At 30.8% G+C, this 25,780-nt stretch carries 23 protein-coding genes; 5 read left to right on the top strand and 18 right to left on the bottom strand.

Annotation, left to right across the window (positions count from 1 at the left end):
- The first annotated feature begins 293 nt into the window (after positions 1 to 293).
- A complete protein-coding gene (locus EHE19_RS20105) occupies positions 294 to 464 on the top strand; it encodes a transposase (RefSeq protein ID WP_137697675.1) in 171 nt (56 codons plus the stop codon).
- On the opposite strand, the gene EHE19_RS01960 is transcribed toward EHE19_RS20105, so the two are convergent.
- From EHE19_RS01960 to EHE19_RS01885, 16 genes are all read right to left on the bottom strand, one after another.
- Complete coding sequence (locus EHE19_RS01960; RefSeq protein WP_137697674.1) at positions 461 to 1,774, bottom strand: S8 family peptidase; 1,314 nt, start codon at positions 1,772 to 1,774, stop codon at positions 461 to 463. The two genes, EHE19_RS20105 and EHE19_RS01960, sit on opposite strands and share 4 nt — an antisense overlap.
- Positions 1,775 to 1,848: 74 nt before the next feature.
- Entirely contained in the window at positions 1,849 to 4,473 is a 2,625-nt protein-coding gene (locus EHE19_RS01955; protein ID WP_137697673.1) for an ABC transporter substrate-binding protein, read from the bottom strand.
- A gap of 126 nt (positions 4,474 to 4,599) precedes the next feature.
- Positions 4,600 to 4,887 carry a peptide maturation system acyl carrier-related protein gene (locus tag EHE19_RS01950; RefSeq protein WP_137697672.1) on the bottom strand — a complete coding sequence of 96 codons (288 nt, stop codon included), beginning with the start codon at positions 4,885 to 4,887 and terminating at the stop codon, positions 4,600 to 4,602.
- Positions 4,888 to 4,921: 34 nt separating this feature from the next.
- Entirely contained in the window at positions 4,922 to 6,049 is a 1,128-nt protein-coding gene (locus EHE19_RS01945) for a TIGR04066 family peptide maturation system protein (RefSeq protein WP_137697671.1), read from the bottom strand.
- Between the two features lie 19 nt (positions 6,050 to 6,068).
- Complete coding sequence (gene ccpM / locus EHE19_RS01940; protein WP_137697670.1) at positions 6,069 to 7,517, bottom strand: Cys-rich peptide radical SAM maturase CcpM; 1,449 nt, start codon at positions 7,515 to 7,517, stop codon at positions 6,069 to 6,071.
- A 68-nt stretch (positions 7,518 to 7,585) separates the two neighbouring features.
- Positions 7,586 to 7,801, bottom strand: coding sequence for a CLI_3235 family bacteriocin precursor (locus EHE19_RS01935; RefSeq protein WP_137697669.1), 216 nt, complete (start codon positions 7,799 to 7,801; stop codon positions 7,586 to 7,588).
- 147 nt (positions 7,802 to 7,948) lie between these two features.
- Positions 7,949 to 9,691: an ABC transporter ATP-binding protein gene (locus EHE19_RS01930; protein ID WP_137697668.1), complete on the bottom strand. Its 1,743-nt coding sequence runs from the start codon at positions 9,689 to 9,691 to the stop codon at positions 7,949 to 7,951.
- Between the two features lie 356 nt (positions 9,692 to 10,047).
- Complete coding sequence (locus tag EHE19_RS01925) at positions 10,048 to 10,338, bottom strand: peptide maturation system acyl carrier-related protein (protein ID WP_244648311.1); 291 nt, start codon at positions 10,336 to 10,338, stop codon at positions 10,048 to 10,050.
- Between the two features lie 396 nt (positions 10,339 to 10,734).
- A complete protein-coding gene (locus EHE19_RS01920) occupies positions 10,735 to 11,865 on the bottom strand; it encodes a TIGR04066 family peptide maturation system protein (protein WP_137697666.1) in 1,131 nt (376 codons plus the stop codon).
- A gap of 34 nt (positions 11,866 to 11,899) precedes the next feature.
- The gene (ccpM, locus tag EHE19_RS01915) at positions 11,900 to 13,351 is read right to left on the bottom strand and encodes a Cys-rich peptide radical SAM maturase CcpM (protein WP_137697665.1); all 1,452 of its coding nucleotides are present in this window, start codon (positions 13,349 to 13,351) and stop codon (positions 11,900 to 11,902) included.
- Positions 13,352 to 13,569: 218 nt separating this feature from the next.
- Positions 13,570 to 13,734 carry a CLI_3235 family bacteriocin precursor gene (locus EHE19_RS01910; RefSeq protein WP_171003573.1) on the bottom strand — a complete coding sequence of 55 codons (165 nt, stop codon included), beginning with the start codon at positions 13,732 to 13,734 and terminating at the stop codon, positions 13,570 to 13,572.
- Positions 13,735 to 14,455: 721 nt separating this feature from the next.
- On the bottom strand, positions 14,456 to 14,845 hold the full coding sequence (locus EHE19_RS01905) for a hypothetical protein (protein WP_137697663.1): 390 nt from the start codon (positions 14,843 to 14,845) through the stop codon (positions 14,456 to 14,458).
- Between the two features lie 22 nt (positions 14,846 to 14,867).
- Positions 14,868 to 15,215 carry a type 2 periplasmic-binding domain-containing protein gene (locus EHE19_RS01900; protein ID WP_137697662.1) on the bottom strand — a complete coding sequence of 116 codons (348 nt, stop codon included), beginning with the start codon at positions 15,213 to 15,215 and terminating at the stop codon, positions 14,868 to 14,870.
- Positions 15,216 to 15,365: 150 nt separating this feature from the next.
- Entirely contained in the window at positions 15,366 to 16,733 is a 1,368-nt protein-coding gene (locus tag EHE19_RS01895; RefSeq protein WP_137697661.1) for an ABC transporter substrate-binding protein, read from the bottom strand.
- Between the two features lie 191 nt (positions 16,734 to 16,924).
- Entirely contained in the window at positions 16,925 to 18,184 is a 1,260-nt protein-coding gene (locus EHE19_RS01890) for an ABC transporter substrate-binding protein (protein ID WP_137697660.1), read from the bottom strand.
- Positions 18,185 to 18,667: 483 nt separating this feature from the next.
- Positions 18,668 to 19,345: a JAB domain-containing protein gene (locus EHE19_RS01885; RefSeq protein ID WP_137697659.1), complete on the bottom strand. Its 678-nt coding sequence runs from the start codon at positions 19,343 to 19,345 to the stop codon at positions 18,668 to 18,670.
- A gap of 779 nt (positions 19,346 to 20,124) precedes the next feature.
- On the opposite strand from EHE19_RS01885, the gene EHE19_RS01880 reads away from it, so the two are divergent.
- Positions 20,125 to 20,358: a hypothetical protein gene (locus EHE19_RS01880; RefSeq protein ID WP_137697658.1), complete on the top strand. Its 234-nt coding sequence runs from the start codon at positions 20,125 to 20,127 to the stop codon at positions 20,356 to 20,358.
- 357 nt (positions 20,359 to 20,715) lie between these two features.
- On the opposite strand, the gene EHE19_RS01875 is transcribed toward EHE19_RS01880, so the two are convergent.
- Together EHE19_RS01875 and EHE19_RS01870 are read right to left on the bottom strand one after the other, a co-directional pair.
- Positions 20,716 to 23,349 carry a calcium-translocating P-type ATPase, PMCA-type gene (locus EHE19_RS01875; RefSeq protein ID WP_137697657.1) on the bottom strand — a complete coding sequence of 878 codons (2,634 nt, stop codon included), beginning with the start codon at positions 23,347 to 23,349 and terminating at the stop codon, positions 20,716 to 20,718.
- A gap of 621 nt (positions 23,350 to 23,970) precedes the next feature.
- Positions 23,971 to 24,144: a hypothetical protein gene (locus tag EHE19_RS01870; protein WP_171003572.1), complete on the bottom strand. Its 174-nt coding sequence runs from the start codon at positions 24,142 to 24,144 to the stop codon at positions 23,971 to 23,973.
- Between the two features lie 540 nt (positions 24,145 to 24,684).
- Between EHE19_RS01870 and EHE19_RS01865 the strand changes: the two genes are divergently transcribed.
- The 3 genes from EHE19_RS01865 (at position 24,685) to tnpB (ending at position 25,768) form a co-directional block, all read left to right on the top strand.
- On the top strand, positions 24,685 to 25,014 hold the full coding sequence (locus EHE19_RS01865; RefSeq protein WP_137697656.1) for a helix-turn-helix domain-containing protein: 330 nt from the start codon (positions 24,685 to 24,687) through the stop codon (positions 25,012 to 25,014).
- Between the two features lie 71 nt (positions 25,015 to 25,085).
- Positions 25,086 to 25,421, top strand: coding sequence for an IS66 family insertion sequence element accessory protein TnpA (gene tnpA, locus EHE19_RS01860; RefSeq protein WP_190530278.1), 336 nt, complete (start codon positions 25,086 to 25,088; stop codon positions 25,419 to 25,421).
- Positions 25,415 to 25,768, top strand: a complete 354-nt coding sequence (gene tnpB / locus EHE19_RS01855; RefSeq protein WP_137699309.1) for an IS66 family insertion sequence element accessory protein TnpB — start codon at positions 25,415 to 25,417, stop codon at positions 25,766 to 25,768. Before tnpA ends, tnpB begins: the two co-directional genes overlap by 7 nt.
- The last annotated feature ends 12 nt before the right edge of the window (positions 25,769 to 25,780 follow it).

Genomic DNA, 25,780 nt, shown 5'->3' with positions numbered 1-25,780 from the left:
ATCGTCCCTTACAAATCCAACTACCTTCTTTTATAAATTATCTGATTGATTTATCTTTATCCACTAGTTGAGTTAGGCAGACAACAGATTGAATTTCTTTTTATATTTTAGAAGTGATAGATAAGGTATAATAAATTTCACAAAATCGAATAAAGGCCAAATAGTATAGCAAAGGGTCCGTTCACTTAGTAAAATATTAATCGCTAAACCAGTATTACCAAGAGGAGAACGAACCCTATACCTAATAAAATTATAAAACTAAATAACGAAGTAATAAAAAGGAATTTAGCTAAATGGTGAGAGTAAGTGTAGAAAAGACATTTAGCGAGTTTTTGGACAATGAAGCCGAAAAATTGACCAACGCAGCCTGCTATGAACGTACAGATGCCCGACAGGTTTTCCGTTCTGGACACTATAAGCGAGGCCTTCTCACTACATACCCACTATTGATTATTTGGTTTTAAAATTCATATGTATCAATCTTTCCTTCGTTTGTTTCAAATAAACTTAATATATAATTATATAGGTGGTCTATTTGTTGATCATTAAAAGTAAAGGTTTTTGTTTCAATATATTTATTATTTGGATAAATTTCGCAATCCTCATATTTTTCATTTTCACTCATTACTTCTATGTCTAAATTTTCATTTATATTAATTTTGATATCAATTTCCAAATCACTTTCTACAGCTTCTAAATTTGTATAATAATTATCTTTCATCATGTCTATTGGTACAATAATAATATCAGGGTCGTAAATATCGCATATCATTTTAATTCTATTCACTAAAAAGTTATTATCTAGTGGAATTTCATCATCGATCAACCCGCTGTTAATTGAAATCAAACCATTGCACAAATCCTTCTCAGCTTCTGTACAAATACTTATCGCATTATATCCATCTTCTCTAAATTTCGCAGTCAGTTTTTTATAAAAGTCATATACTTTATTACTATAATTATTATATACTTCTATAATTGGTATTTCTATACTTTTATTTGTGGAATTGTTAAAGCAATTACCTATATTTACCTTGTTTTCTATATATGAGACTTCTTCTATCTGTATAATGTTGGTTGCATTTCGCTTTAATGCTTCTTTTAATCTACTTATTCCAATGTTTGGGTTATCTTTTATAATGTTACATATTAAAGCAGTCACAGCAGGTGCAGCAAAGCTGTTACAGGGGGATGTAATCTCAATCTCACCACTGTATTTCATCAAATCATGAATCCCACATGCAGTAATATCTATTCCGTCTAGAGAAAATGAATTATAAATATACTCCATTTCTATTAGTGTTCCACTTCTATCACACTTCACCCCAACAACATTTTCAAGAGATGCAGGACAAGTAAAAACATTTCTATTATTACATGCAGCCACTATTATGACACCATTATTAGATGCATATTTAGTAGCTTTTTCAACTTCAATAAAGTCTTTATAGTCAATTGTTCCAAGACTGAGGTTAATAAGTGATATATTATTTTCTACACACCACTCCAGAGCTTTAATCAGCTGGCTTCTCATTCCCTTATGTGAATCATCATTTAGTATCTTTACACTTGACAAAACAGCATCTGGAGCATATTTTTTGATTATTGCAGCGCAGGTTGTTCCATGGGATGGCAAGAAAGGGTCATAGTTGACCCTTTCTTTAATATGTAGTTCAGGTGTTATTTGTATATTATGCTTAAGTTCACCTATAGAATATAGGTTTTGGTTTATGCCGTCATCGATAATTGCTATATTTGTCGAATATTCCTTCATTATATGTCACCGCTTTTTTATCAAATAAGAGTATTTAATTAAGATATACATTTTCCATGTACATTAGTTTTGTATTATTCATTTAAAAAGAGCGTTACCTTATCGTCTATAGCCTTAGCTGTTTGCTCAGCAGTAGCTTTACCACTTATATAATTATCTAATGCTTCGTGGACTATATTTTGAACTTCATTATCTAGCCTTTGCTCAATTTGAGTTTTTCCTAGCAGTATGTTCAACTTATCAGCCAGCTTTTTTGGCAGTTCCTTTGAAGAGTATTCGCTGCCGAAACCCGAAGTGCTATTAGACATATAGTAATTTAAATCTTCATTATAGGCTTGTTTATTAATAGGCAGTAATAAAGCCCCATTATGATTTCCATAACTGTCAGTTGCTTTTTGTATATCCTTTGACAACATAATCTTTAAAAAGTTAAATGCTGCCTCTTTATTTTCACAATTAGAATTTATACCAATGCACTCTCCAACTCTTGCATAGCATATTCCATTATCCACTAAAGGTATTATATCCATATCATCTCCTATAGCCTGATTATACATTGAATTAAATGTCCACAGCTGCTTGGGGGATTGATTTCCTTGTTCAAACGCCATGACTAGCCTTTTATCTTTAATCATATCAACATACGAGTTATATTTAGCACAAGTATCATATGGAGCTATAGCTGGATATATTTCCTTATATATTTTTAGAAGATTAATAAAATCCTTTGTATTAAAATAAGATTTGCGTTTTTCATTATCAACAAATTTTTTTCCACTTATACGCATCATACTTGAAAATCCAAAATTGCAGTAAATTAAGCTTTTATTTTTATCCTTATTGTTTTTGAGGAAATCTTGCGATAGCTTATATAAACTATCAAGCGATAAATCGGATTTGTCAATAACAATATTGTTTTCTTTTAACGTTAAATCTGTTGTTCTAAAATATGGTATAGCGTATTCTAGTGGTATGTATAATCTTTTGTTATTATAAATACCGCAATCAAAAATATTTTCATAATAATCATTCTTACTGAAATCTTTATCCTTACTTATAAGTTCGTTTAAATCAGTAAAAATTCCGCTGTTAGCAACCTTATATAGTGAATTAAATGTATTAGGACCAAAAATAATAATATCAGGTCCATCACCAGACATTAGTTCTGCGCTTAATTTTGTATTCATTTCCGAATACTGGTCATCTCCGAATACATTCTCTGAATATTCAATCTCAGGATATAGTTCCTTGCTCTTTCTAATTGCATTTTTTACTTGCCCATTATAATTTATATAAACAATACTAAGATTTGCTCTTATACTATTGTCTCCAGTAATAGCTTCACTTTGGTTTTGAGAATCTTCTATCAACGTTTTCTTAAAATAGTTTTCTACTACTTCCTGTAAAGACTTTGCTATGCCATCATCTGTTTCATTTTTTGATACACATTCACGAATTTTGCTATCAATCAAGGTATAAACTTCATAATCCTCAATCTTGCATTCTGTAAGTCTTGCTAAATACCTATCTACCTTTGATAAGAGCACTTTAATAGAATCATCGCTCTTACAGCCTCCGCCCCTACCACTTCTCTCTCCGTTATTTCCCTTTATGCATTCATATTTTATCTGTTCATATGCACTTTTGCTCACAGGAATTCCGTTTAAAAAATCTTCTGCTTGATAATCCTTTGATAATAGCATACTTATAAATTCATACGCTTCTTTTTTATTCGTACATTTTGAACTTACTGCTGCAAATAAAGAAACTCTGGCAGGGATTTTATTTTCTGCAGTACATACAGAATAAACCATTGGCTGTACTTCAGTATTAAAGGAGGAATAGTTGTACCATAAATTCTGAGGCGAACTAATGGCATTATTCAAGAAAACAGCATCTTTATTTTTAAGAATTGCGGATATATCTCCTCCTTGGATTTTTTCATAAAACACCTTATCTGGTGTGACAGATTCATTAATTAATTTATATTGTTTTATTGCTGACTTAGCTGGTGTTGTATCAAACTTAGCTATTTTGTTTTCTATATCAATTATGTCAGCACCAATTCCTCTTATTATTGAACTAAAATCAATATTTGAAAGCATATAATGGCTTGATCCCTCGTTTTTGTTTACATAATCAGAGCATACTTGAGAAAATTTATCCCAATTGACTTCATCACTTAACCCATTTATCCCTTCTTTTTCAATAATACTCTCCGTTGTAAAAAATGCATCTATGGTATAACTCAGAGGAATAAGATATCTCTTCCCCTTATAAATACCATAATTCATTATCTCACTATAATAATCATCTCTATTTATACTTTTATCATTATTATATAAATCATCCAGTTCACTTAAATAACCATTATCTATGTATTTTGACAGCATAGGAATTCTGTCAGGTGAGGTTACTATAATATCTGCGCCATCATTTGATACAAGACCTGCTTGAGTATCCTCTGAATATTTTTTGTACTGATCTTGGTAGTATACCTTTTCTTCTATAGTACAATCTTTACTATCTGAGTTAAATTTCTTAATAGCATTTCTAAGAAAATTATCATTTTCCATTACATTTATTTTTAATTTATGTTTTCCATCACTACGCTCCGAATCGCCATTGAAAGAACAAGCTGTGCTTGATAATAACCCTATTAATATAATTAATATCAAAATAGTTTTTAAAGTTTTCAAACCAAATCGCCTCTCTTGATTAATTTTGTATTAACTATATTATATAGTAATTTCTTACAAATACAATCAAATCAACAACTTATTTACTATTTATTTACATACAATTCGCTTAATTGTACCACGTTATTATACAGAAACTTTATCCAGCAACTTTTGGTTAGCTACCATTTCTATTAAACCTTTTAGTGTTGAAAACTTTCCACTTGCGATATCTTCTTCTGGTATAATAATATTAAATTCTTTTTTTATATCAAAATAAATATAAAGAAGATCTCTTGCAGACAGTTGAAAATCTTTACCTAGAATACTTTTTTCAAAATACTCCTCTCCTAATTCATTTAAATTAATATTAAACCTATCTTTAAATATTCTAAAAAGACCTGCCTTTACTTGACTTTCTAATAGATTATCCATAATACAATTCCCCCTAATAATACATAATGAGCCTCTATACAATTTCTACATCACCATATTTGCTAAGCTTTTCAATTAATAGTTTTGCTATTTTATCAGAATCATTTTCGTCTAAAATATTTAAAACAGGTATATTACTCTGACTATAACCCTTGTTCTTTTCACTTATAGCTTTATAATCCAAAGATATATGAGATATTCTTTTTTCCTCATAGGCTCTAACCCAATCAAACTGTGCATTCGCAATGTTAAATATGTCTATATTAAACCCAAGCTTATATTTTAATGAATTATTATAAAACTCAAAACCATCTACCTTATAATCTTCATAAAACATGCTAAAAATTACAAAGTCGGGGAGAACCGCTTGAGAAACTTCAAAAGCAAGTATACCAAACTTATTAGTATATGTACTGTTATACGGCATTATACCTCCAGGCACACCAATGATAATGATATCTGGGTTTTCAGTATCCTCAATTTTCTTTATAAATCTATTAAACATCAATATCTTATTGACCTCTGAGATGTTACTTTCAAGCATAAATGATGGAAAAGAATGAAATCCCATCATATCGCAATAGGTTCTTGTTCCTACCTGACTTATTTTATAGCCTAATTCATGAATTTTTTCTCTTAGTGCTAGTTGTATTTCAAACTTATTCGTTCTTTCAGCTAAACCAATTACAAAAACAATAGGAGTATTAATCTCTTCTATATTTTCATTTTCAATATATATATTATCAGCTAGTACATCTTGAGACCTGCCGTAGTATTTAAAGTAAACTCCTTCATATCTGCAAATGCACTCTAATTCTGTAATAATATTAGTTTCCAGCTGTAAAAAACATATAATATTTTTTTTTGATTTTATAGCCATTTTAATTTTATTATAAATATTTTTTTTAAAATCAAGCGGAAAATATGAATCAATAAATACAACTGTATCACATAAGCCCAAGGAATCTTCAAAATCCGATGATACAGTCATACCAATATCAGGACCATTGTCTGCAATACCAGCATCTTTCCCTGTATACCCCCACCCATTTGGAGATACAAGGCAAGATATTTCATATCCTTTTAGCAAGTCTTTATGTCGCAAAATTGGACTAAATTGTATATTATATGGATATATCAAAAGTCTTTCGTTTTTTACCATTTATTATGTCCTCCTCGTATTATATTTTCCAATCTGCCACATCCATAATATTTGAATTTAATTCTTCTCCAAATTCTCTTAATGTACAAATATCTTTTAATAAATTTTCAACAGAATACCTTACTGCATTACAATTTGTAATCTTCTTTTTCATTGTTAGTTTATCAAGTTCGTCTGCTGCTGCTGCACAAAGGTTACAAAATCTAAGAGCCCAGCAGTTAACGCACTGTTTCTCACTTATCTTTCCAATATTAAGTAAAGTTTCTACTTTATCAACATCAAATCCTGTATCTACATTACCTATTCTCATTTGTGTTGACGTTTCGCTAACCCTTTCGCATGGGTAAAAATCACCATTCACATCCATGAATAATCTCTGCACTCCTGGGATACATGGTCCCCCATGGTGAATTTTATCAGGCAATTCTTTCGTCATTTCCAACCTAGTATATGTGTCTATTAATTTTCCGTAATACCTCCATATTAGCTTTGAAGTATACTTTTTATCTAAGCACCCAACCTTCGATAAAAACAACTTAAAATACTCATATCTAAGGTTACTAATATATGCATCCGATGCTTTCTTTTGATCTTTTGAATAAATATCAGATATTTCTGTTGACATTAGCTGAGATTCCTTAATCATATCAAAATCCGCAAAGAAATTATTAACACAACTAAAGTCATTTTCTGGATCTAATACTGCATTAAAAGATACGCAGTCTTTTAAATAATCTGGAAATTTAATCATTATCATTTCCATGTTTTCCATTACCTTTTCAAATGTTCCTTTACCTCCATGACTGAAAATCCTGTTTTTATTATGTACTTCTGAAGGTCCATCAAGGCTGATAAGGAGATATACCCCATACTTTTGAAAATAATCAATAATCTCCTCCGTTAAAAGAGTTGCATTTGTAGTAATTGTTATATGGGTTTCTTTTCCTTCTCCTTTTTCCTCATAATATTCAATACATTTTTTTATAAAATCAAATTCAAGTAGTGGTTCTCCACCATAAAATGCAAGAAAGATTCTTTCATTATCTTTTGAGTGTTCAATAAGGAAATCTATGCCTTTTTTTGCTGTTTCAAAACTCATTTTAGCATTTTCATGCCCTCTATTTTCGTAGTTTCCAGAGTAAACACAATATTTGCACCTTAGATTACATTGGCGCGTTATTTGCAATGTAATCATTTTAATTTTATTATTTAGGTGATATTTTAAAGTCTCACTTATAGGATTATACATTTCCTTAGGCCTCTTCGGAGATAAAAAACCAAGTTCACGCAAATGATTAATTGACTCAATAGCTTGCTTATTATAAGTCAAATCATCTTGATCAGATTTTTGAGTGTCTTCGATAATCTTATATTGGTCTTCTGTCAATCTAAGAATTGCATTTTTATTTATGTCGTATAAATAATATCCTCCTGGAGTGGTAAATAAGTGTATAAATGGATCAAGCATAATATATTCCTCCTAAAAATTATAAGATAACCGGAATATATAGAACTATATTCCGGTTAAAGTTCTTACTAAGCATAGACCCAATTAGTATTTCTAGTACTAGATGATACAGAAGAACTATTATATCCAATACTTGATGAACCTGTTGTAGCTATCGCTGAAGTATTTCCACCACAAGTTGTTGGGTTACAGTTACATCCGCAATAGCAAGTACAAGTCGTAGTACAACTATATGACTCTAAAGTCTCTTTCACTTCATGAAATTTTTTACCTAATTTTTTCATACTTTCACCTCCTTATTTTTGTTTTTGGCATAAAGTTCGCGAATCCTTTTAGCCTTTTTTTACTTTTGTATCCTAACTATGTATCCATCCATGGAATATAGGAACAAAACTTATCTACAATATTAAATAGAGTTCCTCTTATTAGACCTATTCTTTTAAACCAGACACCTTAAGTTCTCTGCAATTATGTTCCAAATCACTAAGATTTCTATATTCTTTGATATTTCCATATTCCACCATCCAAATCTTATCCACCTTCGATAAAATATCAGGCTTATGGCTTATCACCAGAACAGTACTGTCTTTAAAATCAGTAGCCAATAATTGATTAACATATGCTTCTGATTCCATATCATAATTTGCAGTTGCCTCGTCAAGTATAAGAATTTTTGATTTTCTCGCAAAAGCTCTCGCCATTGCTATTTTTTGGCGTTGTCCCCCAGAAAGATTTGAGCCGTTTCTGCCAACTTCACTTTTATACTTTAATGGCATCTCTTTAATAAAATCATAAGCACCACTTTTTACAGCAGCCTTTGTAATTGTTGCTTCATCAGACTTAGTTCCAATAGAAATGTTTTTTTCTATAGTTGTATTAAAAAGATATAAATCCTGACTAACCACAGATATTAAACCTCTATAATCCCGTAGTCTTATATCATCTATATCAATTCCGTCAATTAATATTTTTCCTTCATGTGGCTTATAAAATCTTAGCAAAAGATTAATAAGAGTACTCTTCCCAGAGCCATTTGCTCCAATAATTGCAACTTTTTCTCCAGAATTTATTTTTAGATTAATATTATTGAGAATTTTTTCATCATCATTATATGAAAAGCTTACATTTTCGAATTTTATATTTCCTTCTACTTCGTTCTCATCCAATCTTAATATCTTTTTCTTACTATCATCAACCTCTGTTTTCATATCAAGAAAATCAAAAAAGCGTTTAGCAGAAGGAACTACATTTGAGAAGTTGTATCCAATATTTAAAATCGCTGAGATTGGCCCTATAACATAAACACTATATGTTAGAAAAGCAAATAAACCTCCTATAGTAAGTTCATTCTTAAATACCATATAAGCACCAAATATACTCAAAACACAATTGATACCTTGAAACACTATGCTTTCTGAACATTCATTAAATTTATCCATAAATGCAATTTTTATATTTATTTTTACAATATTTCTTTGTTTTTTAATAAATTCTCCTGTTTTTATCCTATCTAATCCCCATAGCTTAACTTCTTTTATTCCGCTTATTATATCACCAAACCAAGATGCATAATCACGACTGTATTCCATAAAATCATTAAACATTGATTCTCGTTTTTTTGCAAATTTCTTTACTGTAAAGTATCTTACAGGAACAACAAGCAATACAATAAAAGTAAGCTTCCAATCAATTATCAGAAGTCCTATCATACCACCAATAATCCTAAATACCTGTGATAATATAATAAATGTACCTTTATCACATATTCTGGATATATTTCCAACATCCATTCCAATATTGCTCATAGTCTCAGAAAAATTGGTATTATTAAAATACTGTATTTTGAGTTTTTGAAGATGTTTAAAAGCCATTTTTGTAAGAGAATACTGAAAAATAGAGTTGACATAGGAATAATATTTTGTTTCTAGTAATCCAATGGTTTGCTCGAGCAAAGCAATGGCTAAGGTAATCAATGATACCTTAACTACAATGCTAAAATCCTTTACAAGTAATCCATTATCCATAACTTGCTTGCTTAATAATGGATAAAGCATGCTAATTCCAGTAGAAGTAAGTATACATATAAAAACAACACTGATCTTTTTAATATATGGCTTTAATAGTTTTAAAAGTCTTTTTATAATAACTCTGCTTTCGTTACTAATCAGTATCATCAATGTACTCTCCAAATTACCCTTACCAGCACTTTATAAATATTTTGTATAATATGGTATAGCAAAATGATCCAAGAATTAAACATTACCAAAGGATCATAAGATAGTAGCTTAGCCCAATAGGTCTATCTTATGGGCTTCTACATTTTTTTACTTTTTTATTATATCACTCGTATTATTCTTGTCAACCATTTATTTACTTTTTAACATTATAATTAATATTATAGGTTTTTTTATATTTTATTGAAAATTATAGCAAATTTAATTTCAGATTAATTATAATATATTTTAATTATTACTAGATATCTTCTTGGAATAACTTCAATGCTTAATATGCATACTACTATTCTGAAATATTATTCTTTTATTGAATTCAGATTCTGACACGACTCCCTCTCATTTTTAATATAATTTAAAATATTATTGAATGTATTAAACTTTCCTTCTATAATAAAGCTTTCAGAAATTTTTATGTTAAACTCTTTTTCTACATCAACAAATATGTACAGTAAATCTCTTGGAGCAAGCTTAATGTTTGAACCTAGTAAATAATCATTTTTTGCTTCCATTTTAGTAAAATCCAGTCCAAATCTATTAATAAAAATATTTTCAAGTTCTTTTTCAATATTTCTTTTACATGTTAGCACAATGCTACCTCCCCAAAAGTAATTTGAGAAATTTAAAATCCTTCATTATTATTATTCTATACTTACAGAAGAACTCAAAACACCTCATATGTCTTAACATTTTCAACCTAATTATTAAATTAATCGAAGCTTAACACTAATTTTTACAAAACGAATTTTTATAGTTCTATTTTGTTAAGAACATATATCGCAGATTTTATAACTACAAAAGTCTTCCTTATGTTATTACAAAGATACAACCAAACTGCATTGCCATATAAACATTAATGCCTTTTTGAAATACCAAGTTGCATTACAAGTTTGCTATATCAGCAATTATTTATTCTCCTAGAGACACAATATCAAATAAATATATCTCAAAACAGCGAACCAAACCATTCTACCCTGCACAAAATATCATATAGCAGGTACAATATCAGCATTTCCCGTTAGTTTTCTGATTACATTGGCTGAAAGAGTTTTTGCATCCTCCCTATTCAATATATTTGTAACAGGTATATTATTATTTTTGAAGTTTTGCTTTTTTAAATCAACTAATTCAGATTCTACAGTAAGATACTGCATAGACTTCAACATTTTCGAACCATTAAAGTCAAAAATATTGTTAGATAAATTGAAAAAGTCTGTCTCAAAGCCAAGTTTATAACGAATAGATAAAGAAATCTTCTCAAAATAAACTGGCAGATAGTCTCCGTATAGAGTACTAAATATAGCAATATCAGGTAATATAGCTTGAGAAATCTCATATGCAAAAATACCAAAGTTATTATTAAATTCTTTATTAAACGGCATTAACCCACCTGGAATGCCTATGACTATAATGTCTGGCTGTTCATCAAGTTCAATCTTTTTAATATAATTATTAAATAAAATTATTTTTTTCGTTTCTGATAAACATGTACTATACATAAAATCAGGAAATGAATGTATTCCTAGCATCTCACAATAGTGTCTTGACCCTACCTGTGAAACTTTATACCCTGCCTCTATAAGATTTTCACGAAGAGAGAGTTGTATTTCAAATTTTTGTGTTCTCTCAGCTGCCCCCAAAACAAAAACTACAGGTACAGTAATTTCCAAAAGACTATCTAAGTTGCTCATATCTGAACTCTTATTTAATCCTTTAAAAGGACTAAAGTATTTTAAATACTTACCTTTACTCATACACTTTTCATTTATCTCATTAAAAAATTCGTCTTCAAGATTTAAAGTACAAATGATATTTTTACCCTTATCTGCTGCTACTTGTATTTTAGAATAAACTAATTTTTTAATATCTAATTTGTTATATGACTCCATAAAAAGCACGGTATCTACTGAGTCAATCAATTCATTAAAATTACTATTCACATTTAAGCCAATATCTTCTCCACCATCTACATACCCTGCATCCTTTGAACTAAATCCCCATCCATTAGGAGATGCAAGCGCTGTAAGTTCGTATTGGCCCATTAAATTAATATGTCGGACAATAGGGCTAGATTGAATATCAAATGGATAAATTAATAGTTTCTCTTTACTGTTCATGTGCTTTCCCCCAAAAATAAATTCATTAAATGTACTAAATAGACACCATGTCTAAAACAGGAATATTATTCTCATCAAAGTTATGTCCTAATTCTCTTAATACACAATAATCCTTCAACTCGTTCTCCAGAGCTAATTTTACACCTGTGCATCCAGACAATTTCTTTTCTTTAGAGAGCCCTGTTATATTATCTGCTGAAACAGCACATAACTGACAACGCCTAAAAGCCCAACAATTTTTGCAGTTTTCTTTACTTAACTGGCCAATATTCATAATATTCCTAACTCTATCTATATCAAAGCCATAATCAACATGTCCTATTTTCATTACATCGGAAGTTTCGCTACACTTTTCACAAGGAAGCATATTTCCGTCAACATCAATAAATAATCTCTGTGCTCCTGCAATACATGGTCCACTCGGATGTGCCTTATCAGGCAACTCTTTTATTTTTTCCCAATCATCCTGCATTTTTGCCTTTAAAACATAATACTGACCTGAAACAAGTTTAGAAACATATTTTTCATCAAGCCTTTTAATTTTTGATAGATACATTTTAAAGGTCTCATATTGACGTTTTAAAACAAAATCCTCCTCAGGAATATTGGAATCTTTTATATAATTTTCATTAACATATGTTGACATCATAATTGTGTCGTTAAGAATTTCAGAGTTAAAAAAGAATTGGTTAATGCATTCAAAATCATTTTCAGTATCCATTACAATATTAATTAACATGTTTTTCATGTAATCAGGATATTTTAACTTTATCATTTCTATATTTTTGATGATTACATCAAAGGTACCTTTTCCATTAGCTGAAAATTTCCTGTTTTTATCATGTGCTTTTTTATCACCATCAAGACTTACAGTAAGAACCAAGTTATGCTTTACAAAGTAATCAACAATTTCTTCTGTGAGAAGCGTTCCATTTGTAGTCATAGTGAAACTGATGTTTTTACCTTCTGCCATTTCTTCTGCATATTCTATACACTTTCTAATCAGATCAAATTCAAGTAAAGGCTCTCCTCCATAAAATCCTAAATTTATACGTTCACTTTCAGTTGAATGATTTATCAAAAATTCAATAGCTTTTTTGGCAGTTTCAAAAGTCATAGTTTTATTTTCATGGATACGATTAAAGTATTTACCTGAATAAGCACAATAAGAACACCTTAGGTTACAATTTCTTGTTACCTGTAACGTAGCCATCCCAACTTTTCTGTCCAGATAATACTTTAATGTATCATTTACAGGATGAGATATCTCAGATACACGTTTATTTAATAAAAAGCCATTATTCCTTAAATAAATAATATCCTTATCCTGCTCAATATTCGCAAAGTCCTGTTTATCCTTTAATACTCCCCAAAGCTTTTCATATATTCTTCTGCCAATTTTCAAAATATAGTTTGTATTGACATCAAATAAATAATATCCTCCTGGTGTCTGAAATAGATGAATAAAAGGTTTATCTGAGTTCATAGTTCCTCCTTAAAGTCATTTGTGTTGAGATATATTCATCTATAGAGAAAGTTACTTGTTATTATATAGATATCATCCGTTGAAAAGTAAATCTTCTAACGGATGATATCTTATTCCACAAATCATTACTGCTAGTCAGTACTTTCAGTAGATTCACACTCTCATACTCAGCAATTACTATTGCTAATGCTTCTATGTATTCATTACTAATATTGGAGTTATTTTGAGTAATAATTGTTACTGTTGTACTCTGCAGTATAACCAGCAGTTACATGAGAGTGACATGGACCAGAGCAATTATAATAACATGTTGAGTAACAATTTGCTGCATATGCCTCTAAAGTTTCTGTTTCTGTAATCATTTTTTTACGTAACTTATTCATACAATAACCTCCTCTCAAATTATTTTCCATTTCAAATGTAAATCATGGCCATAATCACTTTAAATGGTTCTATATGAATTCTAAGTAACATTAATTGTTATTTAGAAAATCATTAGTGTATTTTTAATTTAGTAAAGTGTTTTGAAGCATATGAGATTTGTAAGAAAAGCGTTTTGTCTTAAACAAGTCTACTACTTGCTCAAATAAAATAAAGAACAATAGTAACTGAAAAAATTTGATTACAGTATCAAAATCCCTATTAATTAGTCCAAAGTACACCATTTGTTTATATTTATCCATTTGCCATAATAATCCTAAAATTTTTTAATTTATTTTATATTTCTTAATTTTTATACTAGTATTATAACTTTTGTTACAAATACTTTCAACCTTTTCCTTACATTTTTTTAAAATTTTAACATTTACATGTAATACAAACTCTATATATAGCATTAAAAATAGAATTGAAGCAATATTATTGCTTTAATTTTGCTCTATATCATTTGATAACATGTTTACAGTGTTGGTAATTTATCGTATCTGAAAAACACACTTCAGAAGCCCAAATGCATTATTGATTTCTTTCGATTTGCATTTAATAGCTAAACTCGTACACTGTCAATTATATCTACGTTTAGATTCTTACTCTATTCATTAAGGTATATAATGCATCTATCATCTATAGATTTGGCACATTGTTCAGCCGTTATTTCCCCTCCAATTACTTCTTTAAGTCATCCTTAACAATCCTTCTAATTCCAACAAATGTAAATTCACATTTATGCATATTAGCTATTGTACTCTTTAATTGATTAGAGAGTTTTTCAGGTATTGCTATTATTTCGAAAGGTCCTTTTTCACTGCTAAAAGTACCAAAACCTTTTGAGTTGTCAGAATAATATGATAATTCCTCTTCAAAGGCCGCATTATTTACAGTTGCATAGTGATTATAATTATAGTATTGTTTATAAAATTCTTCTGATAAAAGCTTCTTTATATACTCAAAAGCAGCTTTTTTATATTTACATTTAGAATTTATACCAAAAGCATCATATGGAATAGAATTTACAGCTTTTTTCGTTTTAAAAGCTGGTATTGGATACACCTCCATATCCTCACCCAAAAATTTCTTATTAAAATGAATTATTTAGACATAGTTCCTGTACGTTCCCATAGCCAAAAGCACCACTATTCTTCATTATTACTTTACCACTTTCTAACAAATCCGTCCTAGTAACATCAAAATTTTTTTGAAGCTCTGCAGGACATATAGCAGGATATATTTTTTCTTTATATACCTTTAGTAATTCAGTGAAATCTGCAGAATTGAAATTTGATTTTTTGCTGTTGATGTCATAAAACTTAACTTCGCTTCCCTGCACGAATTGATTAAAATATGGAGCAGCATCCAAATCTGATTCAAACAAATATATCTCTGTTCCTTTGTTTCTATCAATGAATTTGCTTGACACCTCTATCATGGTATCCCAGTTCCAATTATCCTTATCAATTTGTATACCATTTTTATATAAAACACTTTTAGTAGTGTAAAAAATCAACAAAGTATAATCAATAGGAAGTAAATATCTCTTTCCATCATAAATACTTATAGTTGAGAAAAATACTCTTCATCACTCATTCAAATAAAGCATTACCTTATCCTGAATAATCTTTGCAGTCTGTTCTGCGCTATACTTCCCATCAATAAAAGCTTTTACCTCACTGTCCATAATATTGTAGATTTGAGCATCTACAGTATCACATATGCTAATACTATCTATTTCCTTTAGCTGTGCTTCTACTTGCAGCTTTCTTTTTTCTCGGTCATAAATCTCCTCAACTGCTTGGTCACCTAGATTGCTTATAAAACAATTTACGTTATTTAAATAAGCCTTTGTATTAACCGGAATGTATGGAAAATCTCTTTTCATAATGCTGATACTTTGATACTCATCTGACAGTAATAATTTAATAAATTCATACGCTTCGTCCTTATGTATACATTTTGAATTAATAGCTAAAGACACCATAGGTTCTAGCAAAATGGTTTTCTTACTTGTATATTGAGGGAACAAATATAAATTGGTTTTTTGGTTAATAAAGTCCCTAAACCACATGGGGGAAGCTACACTGTTATCCATTATTAGGGCAGTACCATTCTCAAATTCAGGGCAGACTGTACTTATCTCAAGGAGATCCTCACTTCCTGTGTAACTAGCAGAAACATCTTTTGCTAATATCACTGTAGAATTTAGCTTTTTATAAATATTTATTAACTCTATAAATTCTGAAGAATCAAACTTCGCATCCTTCTTTACATAGTCAATAAAGTTTATTCCACTAATTTTAACTATATCGCTTAAAGCAAAATCCCAAGTTACAATAAACCCTTTTCCCTTATTTTTCTGCGTATACGAATATGCCTCATCTGCAAAGTTTGCTAGTGTCCAGTTAGGACCTTCCGTAGTAAAGCCATTCTCTTTTAATGTCCCTCCCTTTACAAAAAAAGTACTAAAGTCATACCCTAAAGGTATATAAAACCTTTTGCCGTTAAATACCCCGCTCTCCAGTACCTTTTGGTTATAATCTGAAAGCTTGAAGTCCTTATCTTTATCAATTAACTTATTCAAATCATAAAATATTCCTGAATTAACCATCTTATTAACTGCAACAAATAATCGAGGCTCAATTCTTAGTATGTCTGGTCCTTCACCTACAGCTAAACTGGTGATGTACTTATTTCTATATTCCTCATTAAAATTAATTAAATCATCATAACTAATGCGTACATTATCGTGAGTCTCATTAAATTCCGAAATTGCTGCAAGCAAATAATGTTCATTTTTCATAACATCTATTTTTATTTCTGCCTTTGATTCTTTAGCTTTGCTTTCATCACGTACAGCCTCTTCATTTGAACAAGATGTAATTGGCACAAATGCTATTATTAATAATAAAACGGCTATATAATTTTTTACTTTATAATTTATTATTTTCATTGCTGCATTCCTTTCTTTCAATTTTTCAATATTATCAGTGTTTTAGTTATAGGGGGCTCTCACATTTTATTCATTTAAACAAATTGATACTCGTCCATCAATAATTTTAGCTGTTTCTTCTGCGGTTCTGCTTCCCTTTATAAATTTGGGCAACTCAGTTTCAATTGATAAACAAGTCTTTAACGTCTAAATCACTCATTCAAATACAATGAAACCTTCTCATCAATTACTTTAGCTATCTGCTCAGCTGACTTTTTCCCGTTTAAATAGTCAGGAAGCTCTTTATTAATTATATCTAGCACACTTGCATCAAGAAATGAACAGCTATTTACAGTTTTAAAAAGTTCCTCAATCTGAGAATCTGGTCTTATAATTTTAACAAGCTCAAGCTGCTCTTTAAATGCGGCATTATTTACTGGCACATTCAATTTATCACTCATTTGATTTTCTTTTGATAATATGCCCTCTATATAATCAAAAGCTTCTTGTTTATATCTGCACTTAGAGGTAATGGCCAATATTCTGTCAACCCATGCATTAGTATCTCCTTTACCATCTAAAGTGGGATATGGCAAAATTATTGCATCCTCGCCAAACGCTTTATTATAGTCATTGAAGCCAAGGCTGTCTCCTACTCCAGTACAAAAACTAGATTGAAGCACACTCAGCATTTCCATTTTTTCAAATTCATTTTGACTTGTGTATTCTTCAATGGGACAAACAAGTGGAGCAATAGTTTTGTAAATTTTCAGCAGTTTAATAAATTCAGGTGTATTAAATTCTGATATTTTACGCTCGTAATTTACATAAGGTTTTGAATCAATTAATAAAACACTAAAATCAAAAGAAGGTGAAATGAAATATTTACTTGCTCCTGTTCCTTTTTTAAAATACTCCTTTTCAGCATTTATCAGTTCATCCCAGGTCCAGTTTATTGTATTTAGCTTAAAATCACCCAAAACTGCCTTATAGGTATAAAAATAGAAAAAAGTATAGTCAATGGGCATCATATACCTTTTCCCATTATAGGTACATGAATCCATTACTATTTGGTTGTAATCTTCAATTTTAAAGGATTTATCTTGAGCAATTAGTGGATTGAGGTCGCATAGAACTCCACTGTCAAATAATTTGCTAATAGGCGGCAATAAATACATAGGCATAAATAGAATATCTGCGCCTGTCCCAGCAGCAAGCTGTGCCTTAAATTTTAAAGCAAAGTCTTCAATTTCTGAATTCTGTATAGACTTTTCAATTACTTTAATATCATTATGTTCTTTCTTAAATTCATTTAATGCCCTATCATTAATAGACTTATCCTGCTCAAGATAATAGACCTCAAGAACATTGTCTGGAGCACTTATATGTTTAGGTGTCCCTCTTTTTTCACAACCAGTGTTTAGAATAAGCAATGTTACAACCAATACTAAATAAATATATTTTTTATACATGTAATTCCCATCCTCATTTGATTATACAATAAAGCTTCACCAGCATTGAATACCTTTAATAAGCAGCATTATCAAGAATTGTGTTCTCTCTTTGTCTTATATAGCTATTTCATATTATAACTATTCCGTTAAGATTTTATTGTTATTATTTGCAACATTTTGTATGTAATGTAATTATCAATTACTAACTCAACTCTAATACCACAAAATCTTTATGTGTTCAAGCAAATCGCTGTTTTGTTACCAAAGATTCCTTGTCAGTATTGTAGTATTTGTTTAGCCTTTTTCAAACTAATCAATGTTATTTGTTACCCGATACAAATCTAAATTATAGCTAGTGCGTACATGGTCACTCTCGAGTCTTTAATTAGTCATTGATTTAGTGACCTTTTCATCTCACCAACCATGATTTATTGAGATTGTGGTTAAAAACACTTAAAGCAAGCAGAAATATCTTTCCCCGCAACTGAAGTCTAAAAATGCCTATAACAACTCCCTCTCCTTAAAACTCATATATCTGTTGCCTGCTGTAATAATATGATCAACAACTGAAACTGATATAGGCTCAAGAGCTGCTTTTATTTTTTTTGTCAATTCAACATCTTCTTTCGAGGGATTTAGGCTTCCGCCAGGATGGTTGTGTGCAAGTATTACGCTGTTAGCTTGATGCCTCAGAACCAATTCAACTACCAATCTAGGATATACAGGCACTTCATTTAATGTGCCCTCATGCAGCAGGCAAGCATAATTTACCCTGTTCTGCGAATCCAAACAAATTACGTAAAACACTTCATATGTCCTTCCAGCAAATAAGGCTATTGCATATTCGCCTGCCTTGGTTGTGCTGCATAAAGAAGGCTTTTCTCCCCATTTACCTTTGAGGTATCTTCTTGATAATGAGGGTATCATTGAAATAAGAATAGCAGTATTTTCACTAACTCCACATCTTTTACATATATCCTTTGTATCAGCTTCAAACAAACCTGCCAAAGAACCATATTGGCTTATCATTTTATGCGCCAGTTCATTTGTATCCCTCATAGGTATACAGTAAAAAAGCAACAGTTCAAGCACTTGATAGTCCTCAAAGGCATCTATCCCCTCTGCTAAATATCTCTTTTTAAGTCTTTTTCGATGTCCTTCATGTAGTTTCTTTTCCATAGATTCCTCTTAACTTTAAATATTTTATATTTTTAAGTTTTAAACAAGATAAAACAAACTGAAACAAGCTTATTGCAATACTTTAGTGCATAAATATCTGTTCGCAAAGCGCTTATCAAATTTGTCAAAATTATATTTTAATCTCTCAAAATCTTTATAAGGTACTTGTAATCACTGAATGGTCAGACTTCTGTCAATTAGAATTGAATTTCTTTTAAATGTATTTCTTTACTTTCTTGAAAATAGGATATTTAAGTTATGATATAACTACTTGTCCTTAATAAAAAGTAGTAATTGTATGAATATAATAATAGCTATAACACTTGATACTGTAATGGATTATGCAGCATTTCTAAATGAGAAGTTTGAGTTAATTACTAATTGAACCTTTTGATTTGAATATTTGACGAGGAACAGACAAATACAAATAGTTTAAATTAGATATATTTTTAAAACTACTATTTTGTTCCTTAGACAATTATACCTTATATTTTTGTAAAATAAAAGGCCAAGTTAAAAGTATATTTATCAACAAAGTTGACAGTATATTTACCAACACGATATTAATTCCAGCACACTAATAACTATGTACGGGCAATGCTGAAAGACAGCTTAAGCATTGAGATAAACCATCACTAAATAATATATTTATCTAGGCAGCAAACATTTGATAATCCTCTCTCATCTATAAAATTCTAATTAGCGAAAGTTGATTTATTTTTATTATTTTGTAATGTTTGTCCCTATAAATCATATTAATAATAATGGGGGATGATTTTATGGAAATAATGAATCAGGAATATTTACATAATTTAGAATTAAAAACTGAGGTGCAAGTATCAGAGTATATGCTTGAACTTGCAAAAGCTAAGGCAAGAATTGATGCTGAACTATATTATAAGAACTCCATAGCACTTCGAAAATCCAATTCACATATTTCATTTATTTACTCTTTTCTTTTAGGAACAGTCGGAATTTGTATAGGTTTTTGGTTAAGCCATTTTACGAAATAATTTATGTAATATTTCTTGTTTTGTAACAACGCCTAGCACACTATAAACCATGGATGGTGATTGTGGAAAATATCTTAAAGCATTGATGGGCTCAAAATTCAAAAGTACACCATGCAAGCACTAACCATTTTTTAGAATTATATTGTTTGCAAATCATTAGTAATTCTAGTGCAGCTATAAATTATAATTGCTAAGTTTGAGTAAATTAATCAAGAGACAATTTCTACTTTAAAGAGAAAGAAACCAACTATAACAATCAAATGCTATAATTGGTTTCCATTCTTATAACTTAAAATTTATTAATGTGATTACTACTTTCATTTATACTGCTTTTTAGCCTCTTCCAAGAAGCTTGTATTACTTATTCTTAGCAGCAAAGCGCTGTATAGCTTTAACTATTTCAACAATCGGAATAACAGAAGCTGCTATAAGGACAGAATACATAAATTCTATGCTGCTTATGTGCTCAAATTTAAATGCATTTGCCAGAAAAGGTACGTAGATAACAAGCATTGTCATAATAAGACTGGCAATACCCGCTCCCCATAAAAACAAGTTCTGATTGTTAATCTTAAATATACTTCCTCTATGGCTGCGCATATTAAAGCTATGGAAAATTTCTGCAAAGCTTAATGTTAAGAACGCCATTGTTATACCATCGGCGCTCTGCGCTACTTCCCATACACCTGATTCAATACGATGTCCAACAAAATACGCAATAATTGTTAATGCTGCCACTAGTATTCCCTGATAAACTACATCCACACCAAGTCCATTAGCAAAAATCCCCTCTTTTGATGAACGAGGCTTTCTCTTCATAATATCAGCTTCGCCCTTCTCCATACCAAGAGCAAGAGCAGGGAAGGTATCAGTTATGAGATTAATCCATAGTAAATGTATAGGCTGTAAAATAACAAACCCACATAAGGTTGCAAAGAAAATACTTAATACCTCACTCATATTTGATCCTAATAAGAACTGTATTGTTTTTCTGATATTATCATAAATCCTTCTTCCCTCTTCAACAGCACCTACGATTGTTGCAAAATTATCATCTGCAAGTACCATATCTGCAACATTCTTCGTAACATCAGTTCCTGTTATTCCCATACCAACACCAATATCAGCACTCTTTATGCTTGGTGCATCATTAACTCCATCACCGGTCATTGCAGTAATGGCTCCTTTTTTCCTCCAAGCATTAACTATTCTTACCTTGTGTTCAGGCTGTACTCGTGCATAAACCCTATAATTACCAATTGTTTTTTCAAGTTCATCATCACTTATTCCATCTAACTGAGTACCTGTAATTGCCTGTGACTCATTTTCAAGAATACCAAGCTGCTTAGCAATTGCAATTGCCGTATCTCTATGGTCACCTGTAATCATTATCGCCGTAATACCTGCACTCTTACATTCAACAATGGCATCCTTTACTTCAGAACGAATTGGGTCAATCATACCTGTCAAACCTATAAAGGTCAAATCCTTTTCAAGTGTTTCCGGTTCAAATTCTGTTGGAGCCTTGTCATAACTTCTTTGGGCTACACTAAGTACACGAAGGGCATTGCTTGCCATGTTTTTATTTGCATTTTTTATTTCATTAATGGCAGCATCGTCAAGAGGCATTACTTTACCATCCTTAAGATAGGTTTTACAGCGCTTCAAAATTTCATCTGGCGCTCCTTTTGTGTACTGAACGATACCGTCTGAGGTTTTGTGAACTGTACTCATCATTTTACGCATACTGTCAAAGGGCGCTTCACCTATTCGAGGAGCATTTACTTTAAGCTGTGGCTTTGGAAGACCTTCATTATATGCAAAATTTACAAGAGCACATTCTGTAGGTTCACCAGTAGCTTCATTATTGCTGTCTAGTTCAGCATCAGAACATAATGCCATTGCCTTTGCTAATAGCTTTGTATCATCACCATAATGTTCAACAACTGTCATCTTATTTTGAGTTAGTGTACCTGTTTTATCACTGCATATAATCTCAGCACATCCTAAGGTTTCAACTGCCGTCAATCGTCTTATAATGGCATTACGTTTTGACATATTAGTAACACCAATTGATAACACAACAGTAACTACCATTGCAAGACCTTCTGGAATAGCTGCAACTGCAAGGCTTACCGCTATCATAAATGTATCTAAAACAACTTCACCACTTAAATTCCCCGAACGAATAAGGCTGAATGCAAAAATAAAAGCACATATTCCAATGACTAAATAGCTTAATACTTTACTTAGCTGAGAAAGCTTAATCTGAAGCGGTGTCTGACCCTGTTCAGCTTTTGTAATGGCATCTGCTATCTTACCCATCTCTGTATCCATACCTGTAGCTGTAATAACTGCTTTGCCACGGCCATATACAACAGTACTCCCCATATATGCCATATTCTTTCTGTCACCTAAAGCTACATCAACACCATCAAGTCCAAGCCTTTCAATCATTTTATTGACAGGAACACTTTCACCAGTGAGTGCTGACTCTTCTATTTTCATACTTGCATTTTCAATAATTCTTCCGTCTGCAGGAACTGCATCTCCTGCTTCCAAAAGAATAACATCGCCAACAACAATATCTTCACTTTTCACTATTGATATCTGACCATCACGGAGCACCTTACTAGTTGAGGCAGACATTTCCTGCAATGCCTCGATAGCCTTTTCGGCTTTACTTTCTTGATAAACTCCTAATACAGCATTAATGATTACAACTGACATAATAATTATTACATCAGTAAAACCTTCATTTGAATAAGCAGCAGTAAATCCTGAAACTACTGCAGCTGCTAGTAAAATAATTATCATTGGATCTTTTAGCTGCCCTAAAAACCGCTGCAAATAAGTAACCTTTTCACCCTCTTTCAACTTGTTCTTTCCATTCTCAGCAAGCCTTTTATCTGCCTCTGCCGAAGTCAAACCACCTTCATTACTTTTTACAGCTTTTAATACCTCTTCTTTTTCGCTGCAATAAAACTTCATTATACATTTCCCCCTTATATGTTGTTTTATTTAAATTAGCTTGCCCACATATGCACAAAAAAACTCATGCATAGAAGGCATTTGCCAATTCTACACATGAGTCTGGTCATTTAATCTAAAGCCAAGCGATTACGCCATGATGTTGACTTAAAACACATTATTTAATATGTGCTAACTACTCCCTCATGAGTTATTCAATTTTAGATTATGCTAACATGTTTTTCTATATATGTCAATACCAAAATATAAATAAGTTATCTTGCAATAAATAAAAGATTATTTTTTATTAATACCTGCATTTTATATGTAAAGGTATCCTGCTCTATATCTAAATAAAAAATATATATTACCTGCCTTCAGTAAAATAATTAGTATATTAATAAAAATCAAAACCACTTTATATATTATGTTTTATAGTATTAACTTTCCAACCTTAATTCATGTCAAGGACATATATTTATATCATACCATATATATTTTTTCATTAACTTAAGAACTAGAACTTGCATTAAAAAATGTATTTCTCATTTTGGGTATAACAAAGAAACTCATTTAATAAGAATCTAAATACTTGCTAGAATAGCCAAACTTTGATGTGTAAATATTGAGTAGTTTTTATAATTACTTTTTTCTCCATAAATAATTCATCATAATATTGTCAATCACATCGCTAATATTTTCGTTATTTTTTTTGTCCACTTTTTCCGAATATGTAAGTATATTTATAATTTCTGAGAGTACTCTTTCCATTTTTCTATCTATAATATTGTCTTTGTCTGTTGTATCGTATAGCATTTAAAACCTCCTGTGATTAACTGGATTTTTCTATAATCTATACCATGTGCAGAAAGGGTGGGAAGGGGGGAAATACATGAGCCCCACCCCTATATTAATGCATAACTACCTATTTAATATTGTACTAATGCCTTTTATATAAACTCATGTTTTCAGGAAATGAAGTTTATGAGACATACAACAGTCTATATTATACAGAGCATTATGTATCAAATTTGTAGAATTGAAATAGCCGAAGTGTACCAAAATTTTTGATAGTTTGTCGATAATTTTTATAAAATTGGTACACTTCGTACCATTATTATATAACTATATTAGAATTTCGTCAACTATTTTTTGGAATATTTTAGAATTATTTAGTATTATTTCAACTATATAATAAGTTATCATGCTGATTCCCAAAATTCTGAGAAAAATAACGAAATTATGTATTTTTAACACTATAAATTGCATGGGAAACAATAGTACATTTTCCTGTTAGTAAAAAGGATTGATTTAAATAACATCAGTCCTTATAATTATTTATTGAGGTGATTAAAAATGTCCGTCTTTTCAGAGAGGGTCAAGAAATTGCGTAAAGCCAAAAAGCAATCTCAAATCGAAGTTGGAAAGGCTTTAGGCAAAAGCAGAGAATCCATATCAAAATATGAGCTTGGCGAAAGAGAGCCAGACACCAATGTTATTGCTTTACTTGCAAAGCATTTTAATGTTTCTTCAGATTATATGCTTGGAATCACTGACGATTCCGAAATAGAAGCAGTTGATAATAGCAAATTTTTTGGTAGGAAACTATCTGCATTTGAAAGCTATCTGAAAAACGATAATTTTATCCCTTATTTGCAGTTAGCAGTAATAATGAAAGATTCGTAAGCGTCAAACCAATGGACACCTACACATGATAGTATTGGGATGATAAACTGAGCCCAAGGGGGTATGAGTATATGGGCTCAGTTAAACGAACTAATGAGGAATGGATTAAATTATATGAACAGCAACGCATGAGTGGTCAAACACTGAAAGCGTGGTGTGCAGAGAATAATATTAATCTTTCTACAATGTCAGATAAGATTAGTAGGTTAAAGAAAGCTGGTCTTCTTTCTGAGCAAAATTCTCGTCGGAATAGAAAAACAAAGGTTGAAACTAAATGGGCAGAAGTGACATCCTTAGCAACAGATACTGAAATACAAGTAGAAATTAACGGCTTTACAGTTATTGTACCTGTAGACTTTAATGAAGCGGCATTTATACGTGTCTGCAAGGTGTTGAAACTATGTTAAATACAAGAGACAAACGAATATATCTTGCCTGTGGATATACAGATATGCGTAAGTCAATAAACGGACTAGCGGCAATAGTCGAAGGTAGTTTTAGACTTGATCCGTTTGGTAGGGCGCTATTTGTATTTTGTAATCGTAATCGAGATAGATTAAAAATTTTAGAATGGGATGGGGATGGCTTTTGGCTGCACTTTAAGCGATTGGAAAAAGGGCATTTCAAATGGCCATTAGCAGGAGATGAGCAAACTATGATGCTTACATCTGAAGAAATGGAATACTTGTTAGGAAGTCCACGTCTCACACAAAAGTTAAAGCGACAGGAAATAAGAGCAAACACCGCTATATAAAAACAGAGTAAA

Origin of the sequence: Ruminiclostridium herbifermentans, from assembly GCF_005473905.2 — a bacterium.
Lineage (GTDB): Bacteria > Bacillota > Clostridia > Acetivibrionales > DSM-1351 > Ruminiclostridium > Ruminiclostridium herbifermentans.
This window is presented reverse-complemented; position numbering and strand designations above follow the sequence as displayed.